We start from the raw sequence: 19,848 nt of genomic DNA, 5'->3' as shown, positions 1-19,848 counted from the left end.
CTCAGTCTTCCGGCGTCAGAAAGATCACCGCCAAGGGCGGAATGGTCAGACTAAGCTCAGGCACCAGCCCGTCAAGCGTCCGGACCTCGCCGCCATTGCCGACATTGCCGCCGCCATAGGTCGCGGCGTCGGAATTGAACACCTCACGCCAGCGACCGGGGAACGGCACACGGACCCGATAGTCCGGGTAGACGTTCGGCGAGAAGTTCGCGATCACCAGGCAGCGCGCGCGGGTGTCGTTGCCCTTGCGCATCCAGGCGAACACGTTGCGCGCGGAGTCCTCGGTGATGACCCATTCGAAGCCGAACGGATCGCAGTCGAGCTGGTGCAGCGCCGGCAGATCCCGGTACAGCCTGTTGAGGTCCCGGACCAGCGCCTGGATGCCGGCATATTTCGGCGTATCGAGCAGGTGCCAGTCGAGCGAGCGGTCGTGATTCCACTCCCGCTCCTGGCCGAACTCACAGCCCATGAACATCAGCTTCTTGCCGGGGTGGGCGAACATGAAGGCGTAGTACGCCCGCAGATTGGCGAAGCGCTGCCATTCGTCACCCGGCATCCGGCCGAGGATCGAGCGTTTGCCGTGCACGACTTCATCGTGCGACAGCGGCAGGATGAAGTTCTCCGAGAAGGCGTAATGCAGCCCGAACAGGATCTGGCCGTGGTGATATTTGCGGTGGATCGGATCCTTGCTGATGTAGTTCAGCGTGTCGTGCATCCAGCCCATGTTCCACTTGTAGCCGAAGCCGAGCCCGCCGAATTCGACCGGCCGCGACACCTGCGGCCATGCGGTGGACTCTTCCGCCGCCGTGGTGGCCTGCGGGAATTTGGCGAACACCTCGGCGTTGAAGCGACGCAGGAATTCGATCGCCTCGATGTTTTCGCGGCCGCCGAACTTGTTCGGGATCCAGCCGCCCGCCGGCCGGCTGTAGTCGAGATACAGCATCGAGGCCACCGCATCCACGCGCAACCCGTCGATGCGGTAGCGCTCCAGCCAGAACAGCGCGTTCGACACCAGGAAGTTCACGACTTCGGTGCGGCCGTAATTGTAGATCAGCGTGCCCCAGTCGAGATGCCGGCCCTGAAGCGGATTGGCGTGCTCGTACAGCGCGGTGCCGTCGAAATTGCCGAGCCCGTGCGGATCGTCGGGGAAATGTCCGGGCACCCAGTCGAGCAACACGCCGATGCCGTGCTCGTGGCAGGCGTCGATCAGCGCGCAGAAATCCTCGGGCGTCCCGAACCGGCTGGTCGGTGCAAACAGCCCGGTCGGCTGATAGCCCCAGGAGCCGTCGAACGGATGTTCGCTGACCGGCAGGAACTCGACATGGGTGAAGCCCATGTCGCGCACATAGGCCGGCAACTGCTCGGCGAGTTCGCGATAGGTCAGCCACTGCTCGCCGTCCTTGCGGCGCCACGAGCCCAGATGCACCTCGTAGATCGACATCGGCGCGCCTAGCGCATTGATGTTGTCCGGCGCAGGGCGGGGGAGCGGCAGCCTGGCCTGATCGACGACGATCGAGGCGGTCTTCGGACGCACTTCGGCCGCGAACGCCATCGGGTCGGACTTCTGCGGCAGGGTTTCGCCGTTCGGCCCGGTCATATCGAATTTGTAGTGATCGTCGGCGGCGGCGCCGGGAATGAACAGTTCCCAATAGCCGTTACCACGCACCCTCATCTGGTGCCGCAGCGGATTCCAGAAATTGAAGTCGCCGACCACGCTGACGCGGCGCGCATTGGGCGCCAGCACCACGAAGGCGACGCCGCTGACGCCTTCCAGCACCATCGGATGCGCGCCGAGCTTGTCGTACAGCCGCTGGTCGGTGCCTTCTCCGAGCAGATACAGGTCGAACTCGGTCAGGATCGGTGGAAAGCGGTAGGGGTCCTCGAGATCGACGGTGGTGTCGCCGAAGCGGGCGCGGAGCTGGTAACGATGCGAGCCGTTCGGTAGCGGCCCGGCGAACAAACCGGCATCATGCACGCGCTCCAGGGTGGCCGTCTCGCCGTGCTCGCCGACAGCCTCGACGGCGGTGGCATCCGGCAGCAGAGCGCGGACGACGACGCGGTCGTCCTCGGGATGCGGGCCGAGATAGCGAAACGGGTCGGCGTGGCGGCCTTCGAGCACCGCATAGGCGTCATCGGTCAATTGGGCGGTCATGAATTAATTCTCCTCGGGCTGCCGAGTCAGGATGCGAAGGATGCCAGCCAGCGGCACGCGGAGCCAATCGGGACGATAGGCGAGTTCGTATTCGAGCTCGTATAGCGCCTTTTCGATCAGGAAGAAGTCCAGGATCCGATCGGCCGCAACGCGATCCGCAGGCCACACCGGGCCGTCGGCCATCGTTTCGCGATAGGCGGCCAGGAACGCCTCGGTCGAGCGCGTCCGCCAGACATCGAGCGCGGCGGAGATCCTGCCGGAATCGTCAGGCAATGAACGCAGCGCGCGCTCCAGCGCGGCTGTGGTCGAGTAGTCGATCGAGCGGATCAATCCGGCGACGTCGCGCGCGGCCGGCGCCTTGGCGCGACGTTCAGCCTGCGATCTCCGGGGTTCGCCTTCGAAATCGATGATGAAGATGTCGTCCTTGACGATCAGCATCTGGCCGAGATGGAAGTCGCCGTGATGGCGGATCTTCAGCCCGCCATCGTCGCCGAACAGGCCGCGCAGCCGTTCCAGGAGACCATCGCGCTGTGCCAGCAGATCGTCGACCATGGCCCGGTCGGCATCCCTCAGGCTGTCGCGCTTGCGGTCGAGCTCGTCGAGGACGCGCTTGGCGTTGTCCGTCACGATCCCGGACCATTTCCGCGCGTCGTCGCCGCCGATCGGCTCCGGCGCGAATTCAGCCACCTCGGGGTGGGCCGCCAATGCGATATGCATCTCGGCGACGCGCCTGCCGGTCTGCTGCATGTAGCGCAGATACGGAGCCAGCTCCTCGCTGACGTTGTCGTCTTCCGTGCTGATCAGCAGCCGCTGGTCGTCGACATAACGGTCGAGATAGCCCGAGGTGACGGTCCAGCCGTCGCCCTGGTTGGCCACGAAGTCGTGCACCACCCCGATCGCGCTGACCTTGTCGCCCTCGACCAGCTCGACGCTGCCGAGCAGGAAAGGCGTATTGGCGAAGCCGGCGACCTCGGAGAGGAAGCGGCCCATCTCGATCTCGGGATTGATGCCGCTCTCCAGCCGGCGATAAAGCTTGATGACGTAGCTCTCGTCGACCAGCGCGGTCGAGTTCGACTGCTCCGTGTCCACGGCGCGAATGTGATTGTAGGGGCCTGCCGGCTTGTCGGCGAGCCGCGAGCCGGGCCGGAATTCCAGCCGGTCGCCGTCGTTCTCCACGACGAGGGATTCACGCAGATTGTCGAGCAGCATCGTCGTGAATTCGGTGTCGGCGGCGACGTCGAGCAGGGTTCCCTCACGCGCGCCCTGGCGGACCGCGGCGAATGCTCTCGGATTGTAGCGCTCGCGATCGAACCGCACCCAGTCGATCTGCATCGGGAGCACGTAGCGGGCATTCACGCCGCGGACGGTGGCCTCGAAGAACGTCAGCCAGGGCCGGTTGTCGTGGGTGACCGAGAATGGAATCGCCGAGGTCAGGCGCGGATGGATCGCGCGCGGCGAGCGCTCCGGAAACCATCGCGTTCGCGACAGATAGGCCGGCAGCACGTCGCGCTCGAACACGCCGCGGGTGCGCGCCAGTGTCATCCAGGTCGACCCCAGCGGCACGACCAGCGTTTCGAACTCCGGCACCGTCGCGGCGGGCGCGACGTGATCCGAGGTGTCGCGCTCTTCGAGCTTGAACCAGTAGAACCCGTAGGGCGCGAGCGTGATCATATAGGGCAGTTCGCCGATCGGGGGGAATTTGGTGCGGCCGAGCATCTCCTGCGGCACGCGATCCTTCCACGGCGACAGGTCGAGTTCGGTCGCCTGCGCCGAGCGCGACAGATTGGCGACGCAGAGGATCACTTCGTCCTCGTACTGTCGGACATAGGACAGAACCGACCGGTTGACCGGCCGGATGAAGGTCATCGTGCCACGCCCGAAGGCGAGGGTGGACTTGCGGACCGAGATCAGGCGCTTGGTGGCGCTGAGCAGCGACGACAGGCTGCGCGCCTGGGCCTCGACGTTCACCGAAGCGTAGCCGTAGACCGGGTCCATGATCGGCGGGGCGTAGAGCCGCGCCGGATCGGCTCGCGAGAAGCCGCCATTGCGGTCCGACGACCATTGCATCGGCGTGCGTACGCCGTTGCGGTCGCCGAGATAGATGTTGTCACCCATCCCGATCTCGTCGCCGTAATAGATGATCGGCGTGCCGGGAAACGACAGCAGCAGCGAGTTCATCAGCTCGATCTTGCGGCGATCATTGTCCATCAGCGGCGCGAGCCTGCGCCGGATTCCGACATTGATGCGGGCGCGCGGATCGGCCGCGTAGGTCGTCCACAGATAGTCGCGCTCGACGTCGGTGACCATCTCGAGCGTCAATTCGTCGTGGTTGCGCAGGAACATCGCCCACTGGCAGTTCGCCGGAATTTCCGGGGTCTGCCGCATGATGTCGGTGATCGGGAAGCGATCCTCCTGGGCGATCGCCATGTAGATTCGCGGCATCAGCGGGAAGTGATAGGCCATGTGGCATTCGTCACTGTCGCCGAAATATTCCTGCACGTCCTCGGGCCACTGATTGGCCTCGGCGAGCAGGACTTTGCCCTTGGCGTAGGCATCCAGCTCGGCGCGCAGCGTCTTGATGACGGTGTGGGTCTCGGGAAGATTCTCGTTGTTGGTGCCGTCGCGCTCGCACAGATAGGGAATTGCGTCCAGCCGAAAGCCGTCGACGCCGGTGTCGAGCCAGCGCTTCATCACCTTCACGACCGCGCCGACCACGTGCGGATTGTCGAAATTGAGGTCGGGCTGGTGCGAGAAGAAGCGGTGCCAGTAATACTGGCCGGCTTCCGGATCCCAGGTCCAGTTCGACTTCTCGGTGTCGGTGAAGATGATCCGGGTGCCCTGGTATTTCTGGTCGGAATCGCTCCAGACGTACCAGTCGCGCGCGCTGGAGCCCTTGCCGCTGCGTCGCGCCCGCTTGAACCAGTCGTGCTGGTCGGAGGTGTGATTGATGACGAGTTCGGTGATGACGCGCAAATTGCGCTTCTTGGCTTCGACGATGAAGCGGCGGAAGTCCTTCATCGTGCCGAAATCGGGATTGATCGAGCCGTAGTCGGCGATGTCGTAGCCGTCGTCACGCTGCGGGGAGGGGTAGAACGGCAGCAGCCACAGCGCAGTGACGCCGAGGTCCTGGAGATAATCCAGCTTCTCGGTCAGGCCGGCGAAGTCGCCGATGCCGTCGTTATTGCTGTCGGCGAAGGCCTTGACGTGAAGCTGATAGATGATCGCGTCTTTGTACCAAAGCTCGTCGGTGGCATCGATTTCTGGCTTGGAATCGGTCGCGTCGACGGGGGACATCACGTTCATGGCTGCGCTCCTCACGCCAGGCAGCGGAAAAGCAGCGCAGGATCGCGTTGCGGATCGATCCGTAGAGTGAGGCCGCCCCATTCGACGGCGTGCCGCTCGCCGGTGAGCAGATTCTCGACCGCCACCACCGGGCGGCGCTCGCCGCCGACCTCGATCTGGGTGTCGCCGAGCGGGAACCAGAATTCATGAAAGTCGCGCGACAACGCGATCGCGACGGCCACCACATTGGTCAGGTCCGCGGAGTATTTGATGAAGCCGGTCACGTTGGGATCTTGAATATCGACAAAGCGCAGGTTGCTCGTCTGTTGAAGCGCAGGATTGCTGCGGCGGGCCTGATTGATGTCGCGAATATACGGCTTGATGTTGCCGGGCTTGTCCCAGTCACGTACCTTGATCTCGTATTTCTCGGAATCGAGATATTCTTCCTTGCCGGCAATCGGCTCGTGTTCGATCAGCTCGAAGCCGTTGTAGATGCCATAGGTCGATGACAGCATCGCGGCGAGCGCAAGGCGGGATTTGAACATCCACGGCTCGCCGCCCTGCAGATGAAAGGGCAGGATGTCCGGGGTGTTGACGAAGAAGTTCGGCCGATAGAAATCCCGCTCCGGATAGCCGGTCAACTCGCGCAGGTATTCCTCGATCTCCCACTTCTGGGTCCGCCAGGTGAAATAGGTATAGGACTGGCTGAAGCCGAGTTTGGCGAGGCCCTTCATCAGCTTCGGCCGGGTAAAGGCCTCCGCCAGAAACAGCACGTCGGGATGACTGAGCTGAACCTCGCGGATCATCCACTCCCAGAACCGCAGCGGCTTGGTGTGCGGATTGTCGACCCGGAAGATCTTCACGCCCTGGTCGACCCAGAACAGGATCACGTCGCGCAGCGCATTCCACAGCGAGCCGGCGTCCTCGCAGGTGAAATCCGGATTGACGATGTCCTCGTATTTCTTCGGCGGGTTCTCGGCGTATTTCATCGAGCCGTCGGGGCGCCGCTTGAACCAGCTCGGATGCTGTTTCAACCACGGATGATCCGGCGAGCACTGCACCGCGACGTCGAGCGCGATTTCGATGTTCACCAGCTTGCAGGCCTCGACCAGAGCGCGGAAATCGTCGAGCGTGCCGAGCTCGGGATGCACCGCGTCGTGGCCGCCTTCCTCTGCGCCGATCGCGTAGGGACTGCCGGGATCGCCCGGCTCGGCCTTCAGCGAATTGTTGCGTCCCTTGCGGTTGACGCGGCCGATCGGGTGGATCGGGGTGAAATACAGCACATCGAAGCCCATCGCCGCGATGTCCGGCAGCCTTGCGATGCAGTCGCGGAAGGTGCCGTGCTGGCCGGGCACCGTGCTCTGGCTGCGCGGTACCATTTCGTACCAAGCGCCATTGCGGGCGCGTTCGCGGTCGATCATGAGCGGCAGCAGCACCGAGCGGGTGACGTCGGGCCGCGCCTGACTCTCGCCCATCGCGTCGCGCAGCTCTGGGGCGAGCAGGGGAGCGACTTCTCCGGTCTGCAGATAGTCTTCGCATTGTCGCTGAATGACCGCCAGCGCATCGCGGCTGCCGTGGAGCGCCTTGGTCAGCATCCCGGCGCCTTCCAGCGCGTCGAGGGCGACGTCCTGGCCGGCCTTCTGCTTCAGCTCCATGCCGTGCCGCCAGGTCGCGAATTCGTCGGTCCAGGCTTCGATCGCATAGACATATCGGCCGATACGGTCGGGCGTGAAGGAGGCGGTCCAGCGGTCGTTGACCACATGCCGCATCGGGACCCGCTGCCAGTCCTGATCCTGCTCGCGGCGCCAGATCAGGGCTGCGGCGATCACCTCATGGCCATCACGGTAGACGTCCGCCCAGACCTCGAACGGCTCGCCGACGACCCGTTTAACGGGAAATCGGCCGCTATCGATGATCGGATAGATGTCTTCGATATGAAAAGCCCCGCCGGCCGCGACGGTCTGAATTGCTTGGGTCGACTGGTTCACGGTGATGCGTATAGGACGTCAGTCCCATTCCCTGGAAATCACATACGGGCGGTCGTCCCGTAACAAAGCTTCTGGAACGCCAAGGTTCCTGGAACTCACCCTACGCAATCGCGTTGCAGACGACTATCCTGTTCGGAATTGCCGGATTCGCGGCGCACTCCCGTGCGGCGATGCAGACAGCGTGACTGATGAATCTATTTACCAAAGCCGCAGAACTCGGAATTCAGACCGAATTCTTCGATGGGCAGGGGCAGCGCCACGTCACCCCCCCCGAAGCCCTCCATATCGTTCTCGATGCAATGCCGGCGCGGTCGACGCATCGATTGCTCGACCGGATCGCCGTTGTTCGGGCCGGGGAAGAGGCTGCTGCAGATCTGAGTGATGCAGCGGTCTTGCCGGTGGCGTGGAAAATTGTCGCAGGCGACGCCTGCCTGGCGGAAGGGACGACGCAGCAGCGCCGTGTCGTCTGGCCGTCCCATTTGCCGGTCGGCAGCTATCGTCTGCATCTTGCAGACGCGGGCGGTCACACGGAGGAGGCGCCACTGCTGGTGGCGCCGTCCACCGCCTTTCGTGGCGAGTTCGATCGCTCCTGGATCATCGCGGTGCAACTCTACGGGTTGCGCTCCTCACGCAATTGGGGAATCGGCGACTTCACCGATCTGGCGAGATTGATCGAGATGGCGGCCGGATGGGGCGCCGGCGGCATCGGCCTCAATCCATTGCATGCGCTGTTCGACGATCGGCCGGGCGACTGCAGCCCGTATTCGCCGAACAGCCGGATGTTTCTCAACCCGCTGTATATCGACGTCGAGCAATTGCCCGAGTTCAAGCTCGCCGATCTGCCCGGCGCGGCCGAAGCGATCGCGACGCTGCGCGGCGACGAACTGATCGACTATCCGGCCGTCGCCGAGTTGAAATGGCGCGCGCTGAGGAGCGCTCACGCGGCGTTTCGCGCGACGCCCACGTCCGGTCGCCGCGCCGCATTCGAAGCCTTCCGCCGCGAGCGTGCGCCGCTGCTGACCCGGTTTGCCTGTTTCGAGGCGCTGCGGCATCAATTCGCGAAGCCGTGGTGGGAGTGGCCGGACGAATGGCAGCATCCCGAGGATCTCCGCTGCGCGCAATTGCGCGACGGCCCGGACGGCGTCGAGATCGAATTCATCGAATATGTGCAATGGTGCGCCGACGATCAGTTGCGTGCCTGCCACGACCTCGCTGCTGAGCGCGGCATGGACGTCGGGCTGTATCTCGACGTCGCCGTCGGCGTGCAGAGCGACGGCTTCGACGCCTGGAACGAGCAGGTCGCGATCTCCCGACAATTGTCGGTTGGCGCGCCCCCCGACCAGTTGAACTCGGCCGGTCAGAACTGGGGCCTCGCGGGCTTCAACGCCGCGGGGCTCGAACTCACCGGCTTTGCGTCATTCCGCGAGATGCTGCGCGCGGCGATGCGTTATGCCGGCGCGATCCGGCTCGATCATGTTCTCGGCCTGAACCGGCTCTATCTGGTGCCGCACGGCTACGCCGCCGACAGCGGCGTGTATGTGCAGATGCCGTTCGAAGCGCTGCTGGCGGTCACCGCGCAGGAGAGCGTCGCCAATCGCTGCGTGGTGATCGGCGAAGACCTCGGCACGGTGCCGGAAGGCTTCCGCGAGCGCCTGGCGGCGTGGGGCGTGTGGTCGTATCGCGTGATGATGTTCGAGCGCGACTTCCATCAGGGCTGGTTCTTCGGCGTCGATCACTATCTGCCGGAGGCGCTGGTGACCTTCAACACCCACGACCTCGCGACCTATTCCGGCTGGCGCGCCTCGACCGACTTGAAGTTCAAGCATTCGGTCGGTATCGATCCCGGCGAGAGTGACGACGCCAGGCGATACGCTTTCGCGATGCTCGCCGACGTGCTGCGCCGGCAGGGGATCGAACAGGAGGATATTTATGCGGTGCTCACTTTCCTCGCGCGCACGCGCTCGCGCCTGCTTGCGATTTCACTGGAAGACCTGCTCGGCGTGATCGATCAGCCCAACGTGCCCGGCACCGTGTTCCAGCATCCGAACTGGCGCCGCCGTTTGCCGCGTGCAGTCGACGAGATCGCGTCGGCGATCAATCAGCAGGCGCTGCTCGCCGCAACCTCGGAGCGCCGGTCCGCGGTGAAAACCGTTGCCGGGTAAGATCGAAGACTACGCCCTGATCGGCGATTGCGAGACTTCGGCGCTGGTCGGACGCGACGGCTCGATCGACTGGCTGTGCTGGCCGTCGTTCGATTCCGATGCGTGCTTCGCCGCGCTCTTGGGCGATGAGACCCACGGCCACTGGCAGATCGGCCCGTCGCAGCAGGTGATATCGACGACGCGGCGCTATCGCGGCGACAGCCTGATCCTGGAAACGCGGTTCGAGACCGAAACTGGAATCGCCACGCTGATCGACTTCATGCCGCTGCGCCGCAGGGCCTCCCACATCGTGCGGCTGGTGCGCGGCGACGTCGGCCGCGTCGAGCTGCGGATGCATCTGGTGCTGCGGTTCGGTTTCGGCGTCGACATTCCCTGGGTGAAGCGCGGCGAAAAGCCCGGCGAACTGCTTGCGGTCTGCGGTCCGGACATGACGGTGCTGCGATCGCGGGTGGTGAGTCACGGCGAGGGGATGACGACGGTCGCCGACTTCCCGGTCAGCGAGGGCGAGACCATCCCTTTCCTGATGACCTACGGGCCGTCGCATCTGCCGGTGCCGGAGACGATCGATCCGATCGCCGCGTTGCGCGATACCGAGGAGTTCTGGAGCGACTGGGCGGGCCGCTCGACTTACACCGGCGAGTATCGCGATCTGGTGATGCGTTCGCTGATCACGCTGAAGGCGCTAACCTTCGCACCGACCGGCGGCATCGTCGCGGCGCCGACGACCTCGCTGCCGGAAACGCTGGGCGGCGCCCGCAACTGGGACTATCGGTTCTGCTGGCTTCGCGACGCGACCTTCACGCTGTTCGCGCTGATGAACAACGGCTACACCGCGGAGGCCGCAGCGTGGCACGATTGGCTGCTGCGCGCGGCCGCCGGCGCGCCGGCCAAATTGCAGATCATGTACTCGATCGACGGCCATCGCCGGCTACTGGAGTGGCAGGCCGACTGGCTGCCCGGCTATGAGGGCGCCCAGCCGGTGCGGATCGGCAATGCGGCGCACGATCAATTGCAACTCGACGTCTATGGCGAATTGATCGACGCCTTCCATCAATGGCGAATGGCGGGCCTCGAACTCGACGGCGATTCCTGGGCGATGGAATGCGCGGTGCTGAAGCATCTGGCGACGATCTGGGATCAGCCGGACAGCGGCATCTGGGAGCGTCGCGGGCCCGCCAAACACTACGTGTTTTCCAAGGTCATGACCTGGGTGGCCTTCGATCGCGGCGTCAAGAGCGCGGAAAAATTCGGCCTGAAGGCCCCGCTCGCGAAATGGCGCGCGCTGCGCGACGAGATCCATCGCGACGTCTGCGCCAAGGGTTTCGACGCGAAACAGAACGCCTTCGTCGAGCACTACGGCGCCGATGTGCTGGACGCCAGCGTGCTGCTGATCCCGGCGGTCGGCTTCCTGCCGCCCGACGATCCGCGGGTGCGCGGCACGGTCGCGGCGATCGAGACGCACATGATGCATCGGGGCTTCGTGCTTCGTCACGATCCGCGCGAAACGCCCGACGAGCCGCTCCCGGTCGAGGGGGCGTTTCTCGCCTGCAGCCTGTGGCTGGCCGACGCCTATGTGTTCGACGGCAGGATCGACGAAGCCAAAGTGCTGTTCGATCGCGTTGTCGGCATCGCCAACGACGTCGGTCTCCTCGCCGAGGAATACGACCCCGATGCGGGCCGGCAGACGGGCAATTTCCCGCAGGCGCTGACCCACATCGCGCTGATCATCACCGCTGACAATCTCAGCGCGGCGAGGTCCACAACCGGCAAGCCGGCGGTGCAGCGCTCGAAATAGGCGTCCGCGCTCAGATCTGCGCGTTGCGCGCGAGGATGAAGTCGATCGCCGCCGCGAAACCCTCGTCCTCGTTCGAGGCCGTGACGTGCGACGCCAGCCGCTTGACGTCGTCGGTGGCGTTGCCCATTGCGATCGGCAGCCCGCTGACCCGGAACATCGCCAGATCGTTCTGCATGTCGCCGAGCGTGGCGATCGCGTCTGTCGCAATCCCGAGACGCTTCGCCATCGCCTGCACGAAGGTGCCCTTGTTCTGGCCCGGCGGCGTGACGTCGAGGTAGTAGTCCTGCGAGCGGATCGCCAGCGCGGCGTCGCCGAGCGCGGCCTGCAGCTCCTTTTCGCAGCGTTCGAGCAATGCGAAATCCGGACTGGCGCCGACGATCTTGCAGGCGTCGTCGGCCAGCGGCGTGAAATCGTCGATCTGCGTCGGATCGAACCGGATGGTGCGCTGTTCGTGCGGCACGTATTTGCCGTCGTCGCGGCGGATGTACCAATTGTCGTTGGTGAAGATCCAGACGTCGATGCCGTGGCGCTCGAGCAGATCGAGGCTGGTCTTCACCGCCGCGGCGGGAATGAGGTGCTGCTCGATCACGCTGAGCGATGGGTCGACGATCGAGCTGCCGTTGAACGGCCCGAGCGGCAGCGTGATGCCGAGCGGATCGCTGAACATCCGCATCCCGACCGGCGGCCGGCTCGACGTCAGCGTGAAGCCGATGCCGGCCTGCTGCAGCTTTGCCACCGCGGCGCGGGCGCGTTCGGACAGTCGCTTGTCGGACGTCAGCAGCGTGCCGTCGACATCGGAAATCACCAGCGCGATGCGGCTCATCGGTTCAAGGCCTGTTGCTGTGGAGTTGGGTGACGATCGCGTCGACGATCTGTTCGATCGAGGCGTCGATGCTGACCGTGATCGGGCGTTCGTCGGCGCCGGGCTGTTCCAGCGTCGCGAACTGGCTGTCGAGCAGCCCGCCCGGCATGAAGTGATTCTTGCGAGCGGCCATCCGGGCGGCGATCAGCTCGCGGCTGCCGTCGAGATAGACGATGCGCACGTCGGCGCGTCCATGCACGAGGATATCACGATAAGCCCGCTTCAGCGCCGAGCAGCCGATCACGGCATGGTGGCCTTCGTCGGCGATCCGATCGATCTCGGCCGCGATCGCGCGCAGCCACGGCCAGCGGTCGTCGTCGGTCAGCGGCTGGCCGGCGCTCATCTTCGCGACATTGGCCGGAGGATGGAAGTCGTCGCCATCCTGGTAGGTCCAGCCGAGCCGCTCGGCGAGCAGTTCGCCGATGGTGCTCTTGCCGGAGCCGGACACGCCCGTCACGATCAGGACTCGCGGTTGCGGATCGTCAGCCTTCACGGACCGCCTCCGGCAGTGCGTCCTCGGTGATCAGCCACACCGTCTCGCCGTTCGAGCGGGCGCGGCCGGCCGGCAGATCGGCGCCTTCGAAGACTTGGCCGACGATCTCGCGTTTGGCCGCGCCGTGGACGAGGAACAGCATCTCGTTACACGATGCCAGTGCCGGAAAGGTGAGGGTGACGCGCGGCACGAACGGCGCGACATGCGCCGTATCGACGCCTGCGGCCCAGCGATCGGTCACGTCGAGTTGCGGCCAGCCGGGAAACAGCGACGCGGTGTGGCCGTCCGGGCCGACGCCGCCGAGCACCAGATCGAACAGCGGCCGCGCCGGATCGAGCGCCGTGGCGCCGTAGAACGTCTGCAAGTCGCGTTCGTAGCGCGTCGCCGCCTCGTCAGGCGTGGCGCTGTCGCCGGCGGGAATCGCGTGGATGTTGTCCGGCGGCGCGCGGCCGTCGAGCAGCACGCGCCTGATCGTCCCCATATTGCTCAGCGGGTCGTCGAGCGGCACGAAACGTTCGTCGCTGATGAACCAGTGCACGCGCGACCAGGGAATCCTGTCCGCGAATTCGGTCGCCAACAGCTCGAACATCCGCTGCGGCCCGGAGCCGCCGGTCAGGCAGATCGCCGGGCGCTCATGATGCAGCGCGACGCGGGCGATCAGCCGTTGTGCCGCGACCCGCGCCAGCGCCTCGGCGTCGGCGGCGACGACGATCTGGCGACGGTCGCCGACCTTCATTTGGCCGAGCCGCGCCAGTTGCGGCCGTCACGGGTGAGCAGGGTCTCGGCATCCTCCGGCCCTTCGCTGCCGGCCCTGTAGGTCTGTAAGCCCTCGGCGCCGGCCTTCTCCCAGGCATCGAGGAACGGCTGCACCGCGCGCCAGCCGGCCTCGACGCCGTCGGCGCGCTGGAACAGGATGTTGTCGCCGATCATGCAATCGTGCAGCAGGGTCTCGTAGCCGTTGCTCGGCGCCACCTTGAAGTAATCCTTGTAGCGGAAGGTCATCTCGACCCCGTCGATCGCGATCGCCGGGCCGGGGATCTTGGTGTTGAACTGCAGGGAGATGCCCTCGACCGGCTCGATGCCGATCACCAGATAGTTCTGCGACAATTGCTCCACCGGCGTGCAGCGGAACATCGCGAACGGCGCCTGCTTGAACTTGATCGCGACCTCGGTGCGCTTGGCGCCGAGCGCCTTGCCGGTGCGAAGATAGAACGGCACGCCGGCCCAGCGCCAGTTGTCGATCGTCAGCTTCAGCGCCGCATAGGTTTCGGTGGTGCTGCCCGGCGCGACATCCTTGACACTGCGGTAGTCGGGGATCTCGGTGTCGCCGACCTTGCCGGCGATGTATTGTGCGCGGACCGAATTGCGCAGCGCTTCCTGTTCGCTCTGGACCTGGATCGCGGTGAGCACTTCGGCCTTGGCCGAGCGCACCGAATGCGCGTTGAAATGCGCCGGCGGCTCCATCGCGACCAGCGACAGCAACTGGAACAGATGGTTCGGCACCATGTCGCGCAGCGCGCCGGTCTTGTCGTAGAAGCTGCCGCGATGGCCGACGCCGAGTTTCTCGTCCACCGTGATCTGGATGTGTTCGATGTGATCGCGATTCCAGATCGGCTCGAACATGCCGTTGGAGAAGCGCAGCACCAGGATGTTCTGCACCGTCTCCTTGCCGAGATAATGATCGATCCGGTACAACTCGTGCTCGGTGACGATGCTGAGGAGATGATCGTTCAGCGCCTTGGCCGAGGCGAGATCGGTGCCGAAAGGCTTCTCGACCACCAGCCGGCGCCATGCCTTGGTGTCTTCCTCGAGCAGGCCGGCGCGGCCGAGCTCGGTCGCGATCGGCGCGAAGGCGTCGGGTGGCGTCGCCAGATAGAACAGCCGGTTGCCGCCGGTGTTGCGGTTGGCCTCGAGCTTTTCCAGCCGCTCGCGCAGCCGGTCGAAGGATGGCGGATCGGCTGGATCGGCGCTGACCGCGGTCACGCAGTACAACAGCTTGTCGGCGATGTCCTCGTTCACCGGCCGCGTCGCGAATTTGCGCAGGCCGTGCATCAGGCTGGCGCGCAGATCCTCGCTTGACATCTCCGAGCGAGTGATGCCGACCACGCAGAATTTTTCCGGCAGCAGATTGGCTTCGGCGAGATTGTACAACGCCGGAATCACCAGGCGGTGAGTGAGATCGCCGGTGACGCCGAAGATCACGAAAGCGCAACCTTCTGGCACCTGGGGATTGACTTGAGTGGTCACGCGCGCTCCGCTTTCGGCTCGAGGATTGCTGGCGCGGCCTGATGCTCGGCATCGGGATGTTGCTGCGGCTCCTTGTGCCCGCCGAAGCCGGCGCGCATCGCCGACAGGATCTTCTCCGCAAAGGTGTGCTCTTTGCGCGAGCGGAAGCGCGCAAACAGCGCCGAGGTCAGCACTTCGGCCGGCACGGCTTCCTCGATCGCAGCGTTGATGGTCCAGCGGCCCTCGCCGGAATCCTCGACGAAGCCGGAGTAGGTGTCGAGCTCGCCATTGCGCGCGAGCGCGGAGGCGGTGAGGTCGAGCAGCCAGGACGGAATCACGCTGCCGCGCCGCCACACTTCGGCAATATCGGCGATGTCGAGATCGAACCGGTGCTCGCTCGGCAGCGCGTCGATATTGGCGTTCTTGAGAATGTCGAAGCCTTCGGCATAGGCCTGCATCAGGCCGTATTCGATGCCGTTGTGCACCATCTTGACGAAGTGCCCCGAACCGACGGGGCCGGCGTGGATGTAGCCCTGTTCGACGCGCGGGTCGCGGCCGTCGCGGCCCGGCGTGCGCGGAATGTCGCCGATGCCCGGCGCGAGCGTGGCGAAGATCGGATCGAGCCGGTCGACGACCGGTTTGTCGCCGCCGATCATCATGCAGTAGCCGCGTTCAAAGCCCCAGATGCCGCCGGAGGTGCCGACATCGACGTAGCTGACGTTGTTCTCCTTCAGCGTCCTGGCGCGCCGGATGTCGTCCTGCCAGAAGGTGTTGCCGCCGTCGATGATGACGTCGCCCGGCGCGAGCAGCTTGCCGAGCGCTTCGATCGTGGTTTCGGTGATCTGGCCGGCCGGCAGCATCACCCACACCGCGCGCGGCGCGTCGAGCTTGCGGACCAAATCTTCCAGGCCCTGAGCGCCGACAGCGCCTTCGGTGGTCAGCGCGTCGACCGCTTTGGGATCCCGATCATACACCACGGCGTGGTGGCCATCTTTCATCAGGCGGCGAACGATGTTGCCGCCCATTCGTCCGAGGCCGACCATGCCGAGCTGCATGCAAGGATCTCCTGTGTGTCCGGGCTCCGCTTGAATGCGGAGCCTCGTTGTCGCCGTTCAGTCGTTAGTTCAGTGCGTCGCGGATCGCCTGATCCAGCGACTTCAATCCGGCGCCGAGGTCGCCCTTAATGTGGACGCGCAGCGCGCGGCGGCCACGTTCCGTCAGCACGTCGAAATCGCCGCGGGCCTGCGCCGCCTTGATCACGCCGAAGCTGGCGGTCTGGCCGGGGACGGCGAGGTCGTTGGCGTCGTCAGAGGTGATCTGCAGGAAAACGCCGCTGTCCGGGCCGCCTTTATAGGCCTGGCCGGTGGAGTGCAGGAAGCGCGGGCCGAATTCGGCGCAGGTCGCCAGATGCCTGGCGTCGCGCACCGCGAGCCGCATCGACTGCAGCTTGTCGATATGCGCCGCATTGCGCTCGATATAGGCCAGCAGCGCGACATAATCGCCACCCTGCGTGCGCGCGAGATGCGCCTTGATCCACGAGCCCAGCGTGCCGTCGGCGCCGGCCTTGCGCAGCGCCGCGGCGTTGGACTCGTCGGTGTAGAGATCGGCGTCCGCCGTCGTCAGCGCGGGCTTCTCGGGCGGCAATGCACCGGAGGTCTCGAACGCCGCGGTGAGTTCGCGGGTCTTGATCTTGGCGGATTCGACATCCGGCTGGTTGAACGGGTTGATACCGAGGATGGAGCCTGCCACGGCGGTGGCGAGTTCGAAGCGGAAGAACTCCTGGCCGATAGCGTCGGGTGATTTCAGCACGATCCGCACCACCGGATGTCCGGCCTGTTCGAGCGCGGCGAGCTTGGCGTCATGCGCGGCGTCACTCTCGTTCGCGGTGCGCAGGTCGATGAACAGCCGGTCGCTGCCGTAGATCGACGGCTCGGCCAGCGGCTCGCCGTCGATCGGGATCAGGCCCTTGCCGTCCTTGCCGGTCGATTCCGCGATCAGTTGCTCGGCCCAGGCGCCGAAATCGGCGATCGCCTTCGACGAGGTGATCGTCACCTTGTCGCGACCTTCGAGGCCGGCGCAGCCCATCGCGAGGCCGAGCTGCACGCCCGGGTTCTCCTGCGGCGGCACGTCGGGCCCGCAGGAGCGGACCATGGTCAGCGTCACGTCGAGTAGTCGGCCGAGGTCGACTCCGGCCGCGGCGGCGGGCACCATGCCGAACGGCGACAGCACCGAATAGCGACCGCCGATGGTCGGATCGCCGTGGAAGATCCGGGCGAACTTCGCTTCGGTCGCGACCTTTTCCATCGAAGAGCCAGGATCGGTGACCGCGACGAAATGCTGGCCGGCCTTGTCGGCGCCGACGGTCTCGCCGACGCGGGCGAAGAAGTAATCCTTCATCACGTTCGGCTCGGTGGTGCCGCCGGACTTCGATGATACGATGAACAATGTGGTTCCGAGCGTGACGCTGTGCTCCAGCGTGCGCACCTGCGCCGGATCGGTCGAGTCCAACACGTGCAGCTTCGGGAAGCCCGGCTGCTGTGCGAAGGTCTTGGCCAGCACTTCCGGGCCGAGGCTCGATCCCCCCATGCCGAGCACGACGGCATCGGTGAAGCCGCGCGCCTTCACCCATTTGGCGAATTCGGTGTAGTCGGCCAGCTTGGCCTTTTCAGCCGCGGCCGAATTCAGCCAGCCAAGCCATTTGTCTTCGTCGGTGCCGGTCCACACCGACTTATCACGATCCCACAGCCGCCGGATCTTGCCGGCGTTGCGCCAGTCTTCGCCATGATCCTTGACGGCTTTCGCAAGCTCCGGAGCGAGCGCGAACTCCTGCGTGTCGATGCCGCTGGCGAGTACCGTCTCGCGCTTGAACGCCACCGCACCGAGCAGTTTGTCGAACGCATCGGCGAACAACTGCACGCCTTCGGTGACCAGCCTGTCGGTGATCGCATCCAGCGAAATCCCGATATTGTCGAGATCCTTCAACACAGCGCGGGCGTCGTCGACGTTTTCCTCGAGGCTGGCGCGCGGCTTGCCATGATCGCGGAAGGCGTCGAACGTCGCCGGGGGCACTGTGTTGACGGTGTCGCGGCCGATCAGCTCTTCGATATAGAGAACGTCGCTGTAGGCTTTGTTCTTGGTGCCGGTCGAGGCCCACAGCAGCCGTTGCGGCTTGGCGCCGCACAGTTCGAGCTTCTTCCAGCGATCGCCGGAGAACAACCGCTTGTAGTCCTGATAGGCGAGCTTGGCGTTGGCGATCGCGACCTTGCCCTTCAGCTTCTCCAGCCGGGCCTTCTCGGCAGGACCGTTCGCCTTGGCGATCTTGTCGTCGATTTCCTTGTCGATCGCGCTGTCGATCCGGCTGACGAAGAAACTGGCGACGCTGGCGACGTGCGCCGGGTCACCGCCGCTCGCAATCAGCGCTTCAAGACCGGAGAGATAGGCTTCCGCGACCTCGACATAGACTTTCTGCGAGAACAGCAGCGTGACGTTGACGCTGATGCCCTTGGAAATCAGGTGCTTGATCGCCGGCAGGCCCTGCCGCGTGGCCGGGACCTTGACCATCAGATTTTCGCGCTTCACCGCGCCCCACAGCCGCTCGGCCTCGACGATGGTCGCCTTGGTGTCGAGCGCCAGATAGGGCGAGACTTCCAGACTGACGAAGCCGTCGCGACCTTTCAGCTTATCGTAGGTCGGGCGCAGCACATCGGCGGCGTGCTGAATGTCCTCGACCGCGACCGCCTCGTACAACTCGCCGACTGAGCGGTCACCCCGCGCCAGCGCCGCGCCGATCGCGCCGTCATATTCGTCCGAGGAGCCGATCGCCTTTTCGAAGATCGACGGGTTGGATGTCACACCCTTCACGCCGTCGTCGTCGATCAGCTTCTTCAGGTCGCCCTTGGCGATAAAGCCGCGGGCCAGGAAATCCAGCCAGATTGCCTGGCCGTGTTGTTCGAGCGCTTTGACGGGGTTCATGTGCCTGGTCTGTTCATTCGGTGCGATGAGGCCTCGCGGGCATTTCCGTCCGGGAGCGGAGGCTTGTCAACTCATCCTCAGTGCCAGCTTGCTCGGTTCGAGCTTGCGTGCGCGCGCCATCGAGCCGTGTGAGCCGATCTCGCTGAGGGTCAATGACGTTTGAAACATCAAACGGTTCCGGGTCGACCTCTATCCCAATCGTGTGATGCCGACATTACAGCATCGGTCGGGTCAGCCGCCGAGATCGCTTTTCGAGAGATCCCACAGCAGTTTGTAGACCCCGGCCGAGACCAGCGTCGAACCGCTTTCCGCGACGCTTCGGTCGAAACGTCCGGCCGTCGCAGCCTGCACGGCGTCGATGCCGGTGCCGTCGATCAGCACGAACCAGTCCGACGCCCCGGGGCTGGTGACGCCCGGCGGGTCGGTCAACGGCTTCGACAGCGCCGGGTCGTTTTCCAGAAGGTGCATCGAAATGAGGCCGTCGAACGGCAGCGGGTCGAGCTGCCCGACGATGGCCGCGCGCAATGCCGGCTCGCCGCCGGGGGCGGGGCGGATCCGGACCAGGCCGAGCACGGCGCCGCGGCCCTGGCCGCGGCTCGCCGTGATCCGGGCCACGCCGCGGATCATGTTCTGGAATTTGGCGATGTTGCGGTTCGACCATTCGGTCTGATTGGCGAGCGCGGTGCGATAGGCCGGGCTGCTCAGCACGTCGAAGGTTCGGGTCGAATACAGGCCGAGATATTTCGGGGAGGCGTCATGCGCGACGTAGCGCCGCGCTTCGAGAAAGCCTTCGATCGCGACGCGCTCGGCGATGTGCTCGCGGTCGTACCAGCGATTGAAGTCGGTCTCGTCCGCCGGATCGACGTCCATCGAGGTCAGCAGCATTCCCTGGTCGGCGAGCGGCATCGTCGATGGT

General features: G+C 65.1%; 12 protein-coding genes. 2 read left to right on the top strand and 10 right to left on the bottom strand.

Going from position 1 to position 19,848, the window contains the following annotated elements:
* Position 1: 1 nt before the first annotated feature.
* From glgB to SR870_RS10265, 3 genes are read right to left on the bottom strand one after another with little or no spacing between them, the layout of a single operon-like run.
* Positions 2-2,152 (bottom strand): 1,4-alpha-glucan branching protein GlgB, encoded by a 2,151-nt coding sequence (glgB, locus tag SR870_RS10275; protein WP_322517863.1) that lies wholly within the window; start codon positions 2,150-2,152, stop codon positions 2-4.
* Positions 2,153-2,155: 3 nt separating this feature from the next.
* Entirely contained in the window at positions 2,156-5,455 is a 3,300-nt protein-coding gene (gene treS, locus SR870_RS10270) for a maltose alpha-D-glucosyltransferase (RefSeq protein ID WP_322517862.1), read from the bottom strand.
* Between the two features lie 11 nt (positions 5,456-5,466).
* On the bottom strand, positions 5,467-7,422 hold the full coding sequence (locus SR870_RS10265) for an alpha-1,4-glucan--maltose-1-phosphate maltosyltransferase (RefSeq protein ID WP_322517861.1): 1,956 nt from the start codon (positions 7,420-7,422) through the stop codon (positions 5,467-5,469).
* A gap of 188 nt (positions 7,423-7,610) precedes the next feature.
* Between SR870_RS10265 and malQ the strand changes: the two genes are divergently transcribed.
* Both malQ and SR870_RS10255 read left to right on the top strand, forming a co-directional pair.
* Complete coding sequence (malQ, locus tag SR870_RS10260) at positions 7,611-9,584, top strand: 4-alpha-glucanotransferase (RefSeq protein WP_322517860.1); 1,974 nt, start codon at positions 7,611-7,613, stop codon at positions 9,582-9,584.
* Positions 9,574-11,379, top strand: a complete 1,806-nt coding sequence (locus SR870_RS10255; RefSeq protein WP_322517859.1) for a glycoside hydrolase family 15 protein — start codon at positions 9,574-9,576, stop codon at positions 11,377-11,379. Before malQ ends, SR870_RS10255 begins: the two co-directional genes overlap by 11 nt.
* 10 nt (positions 11,380-11,389) lie before the next feature.
* Here the strand turns inward: SR870_RS10255 and SR870_RS10250 are convergent, their stop codons facing one another.
* The 7 genes from SR870_RS10250 to SR870_RS10220 form a co-directional block, all read right to left on the bottom strand.
* Positions 11,390-12,202: a Cof-type HAD-IIB family hydrolase gene (locus tag SR870_RS10250; RefSeq protein WP_322517858.1), complete on the bottom strand. Its 813-nt coding sequence runs from the start codon at positions 12,200-12,202 to the stop codon at positions 11,390-11,392.
* Positions 12,203-12,206: 4 nt separating this feature from the next.
* Positions 12,207-12,734 carry a gluconokinase gene (locus SR870_RS10245; RefSeq protein WP_322517857.1) on the bottom strand — a complete coding sequence of 176 codons (528 nt, stop codon included), beginning with the start codon at positions 12,732-12,734 and terminating at the stop codon, positions 12,207-12,209.
* Entirely contained in the window at positions 12,724-13,470 is a 747-nt protein-coding gene (pgl, locus tag SR870_RS10240) for a 6-phosphogluconolactonase (protein ID WP_322517856.1), read from the bottom strand. The genes SR870_RS10245 and pgl overlap by 11 nt, the downstream gene beginning before the upstream one ends.
* Positions 13,467-14,981 carry a glucose-6-phosphate dehydrogenase gene (zwf, locus tag SR870_RS10235; protein WP_322517855.1) on the bottom strand — a complete coding sequence of 505 codons (1,515 nt, stop codon included), beginning with the start codon at positions 14,979-14,981 and terminating at the stop codon, positions 13,467-13,469. The genes pgl and zwf overlap by 4 nt, the downstream gene beginning before the upstream one ends.
* Positions 14,978-16,015 carry a phosphogluconate dehydrogenase (NAD(+)-dependent, decarboxylating) gene (gene gnd / locus SR870_RS10230; protein ID WP_322517854.1) on the bottom strand — a complete coding sequence of 346 codons (1,038 nt, stop codon included), beginning with the start codon at positions 16,013-16,015 and terminating at the stop codon, positions 14,978-14,980. Before gnd ends, zwf begins: the two co-directional genes overlap by 4 nt.
* 64 nt (positions 16,016-16,079) lie before the next feature.
* A complete protein-coding gene (locus SR870_RS10225) occupies positions 16,080-18,932 on the bottom strand; it encodes a bifunctional transaldolase/phosoglucose isomerase (RefSeq protein WP_322517853.1) in 2,853 nt (950 codons plus the stop codon).
* Positions 18,933-19,163: 231 nt separating this feature from the next.
* Positions 19,164-19,838 carry a DUF4286 family protein gene (locus SR870_RS10220; RefSeq protein WP_322517852.1) on the bottom strand — a complete coding sequence of 225 codons (675 nt, stop codon included), beginning with the start codon at positions 19,836-19,838 and terminating at the stop codon, positions 19,164-19,166.
* Positions 19,839-19,848 lie beyond the last annotated feature (10 nt).

Source organism: Rhodopseudomonas palustris (assembly GCF_034479375.1).
In the GTDB taxonomy this organism is placed as follows: Bacteria; Pseudomonadota; Alphaproteobacteria; order Rhizobiales; family Xanthobacteraceae; genus Rhodopseudomonas; species Rhodopseudomonas palustris_M.
The sequence above is the reverse complement of the archived record's forward strand: the minus strand, read 5'-3'. Positions and strand labels throughout refer to the sequence as shown.

What these genes read in the sequence shown, in the direction of transcription:
- glgB (WP_322517863.1), bottom strand. Translation starts at nt 2,152, where the DNA reads ATGACCGCCCAATTGACCGATGACGCCTATGCGGTGCTCGAAGGCCGC.
- treS (WP_322517862.1), bottom strand. Translation starts at nt 5,455, where the DNA reads ATGAACGTGATGTCCCCCGTCGACGCGACCGATTCCAAGCCAGAAATC.
- malQ (WP_322517860.1), top strand. Translation starts at nt 7,611, where the DNA reads ATGAATCTATTTACCAAAGCCGCAGAACTCGGAATTCAGACCGAATTC.
- SR870_RS10250 (WP_322517858.1), bottom strand. Translation starts at nt 12,202, where the DNA reads ATGAGCCGCATCGCGCTGGTGATTTCCGATGTCGACGGCACGCTGCTG.
- pgl (WP_322517856.1), bottom strand. Translation starts at nt 13,470, where the DNA reads ATGAAGGTCGGCGACCGTCGCCAGATCGTCGTCGCCGCCGACGCCGAG.
- gnd (WP_322517854.1), bottom strand. Translation starts at nt 16,015, where the DNA reads ATGCAGCTCGGCATGGTCGGCCTCGGACGAATGGGCGGCAACATCGTT.
- SR870_RS10225 (WP_322517853.1), bottom strand. Translation starts at nt 18,932, where the DNA reads ATGAACCCCGTCAAAGCGCTCGAACAACACGGCCAGGCAATCTGGCTG.
- SR870_RS10220 (WP_322517852.1), bottom strand. Translation starts at nt 19,838, where the DNA reads ATGCCGCTCGCCGACCAGGGAATGCTGCTGACCTCGATGGACGTCGAT.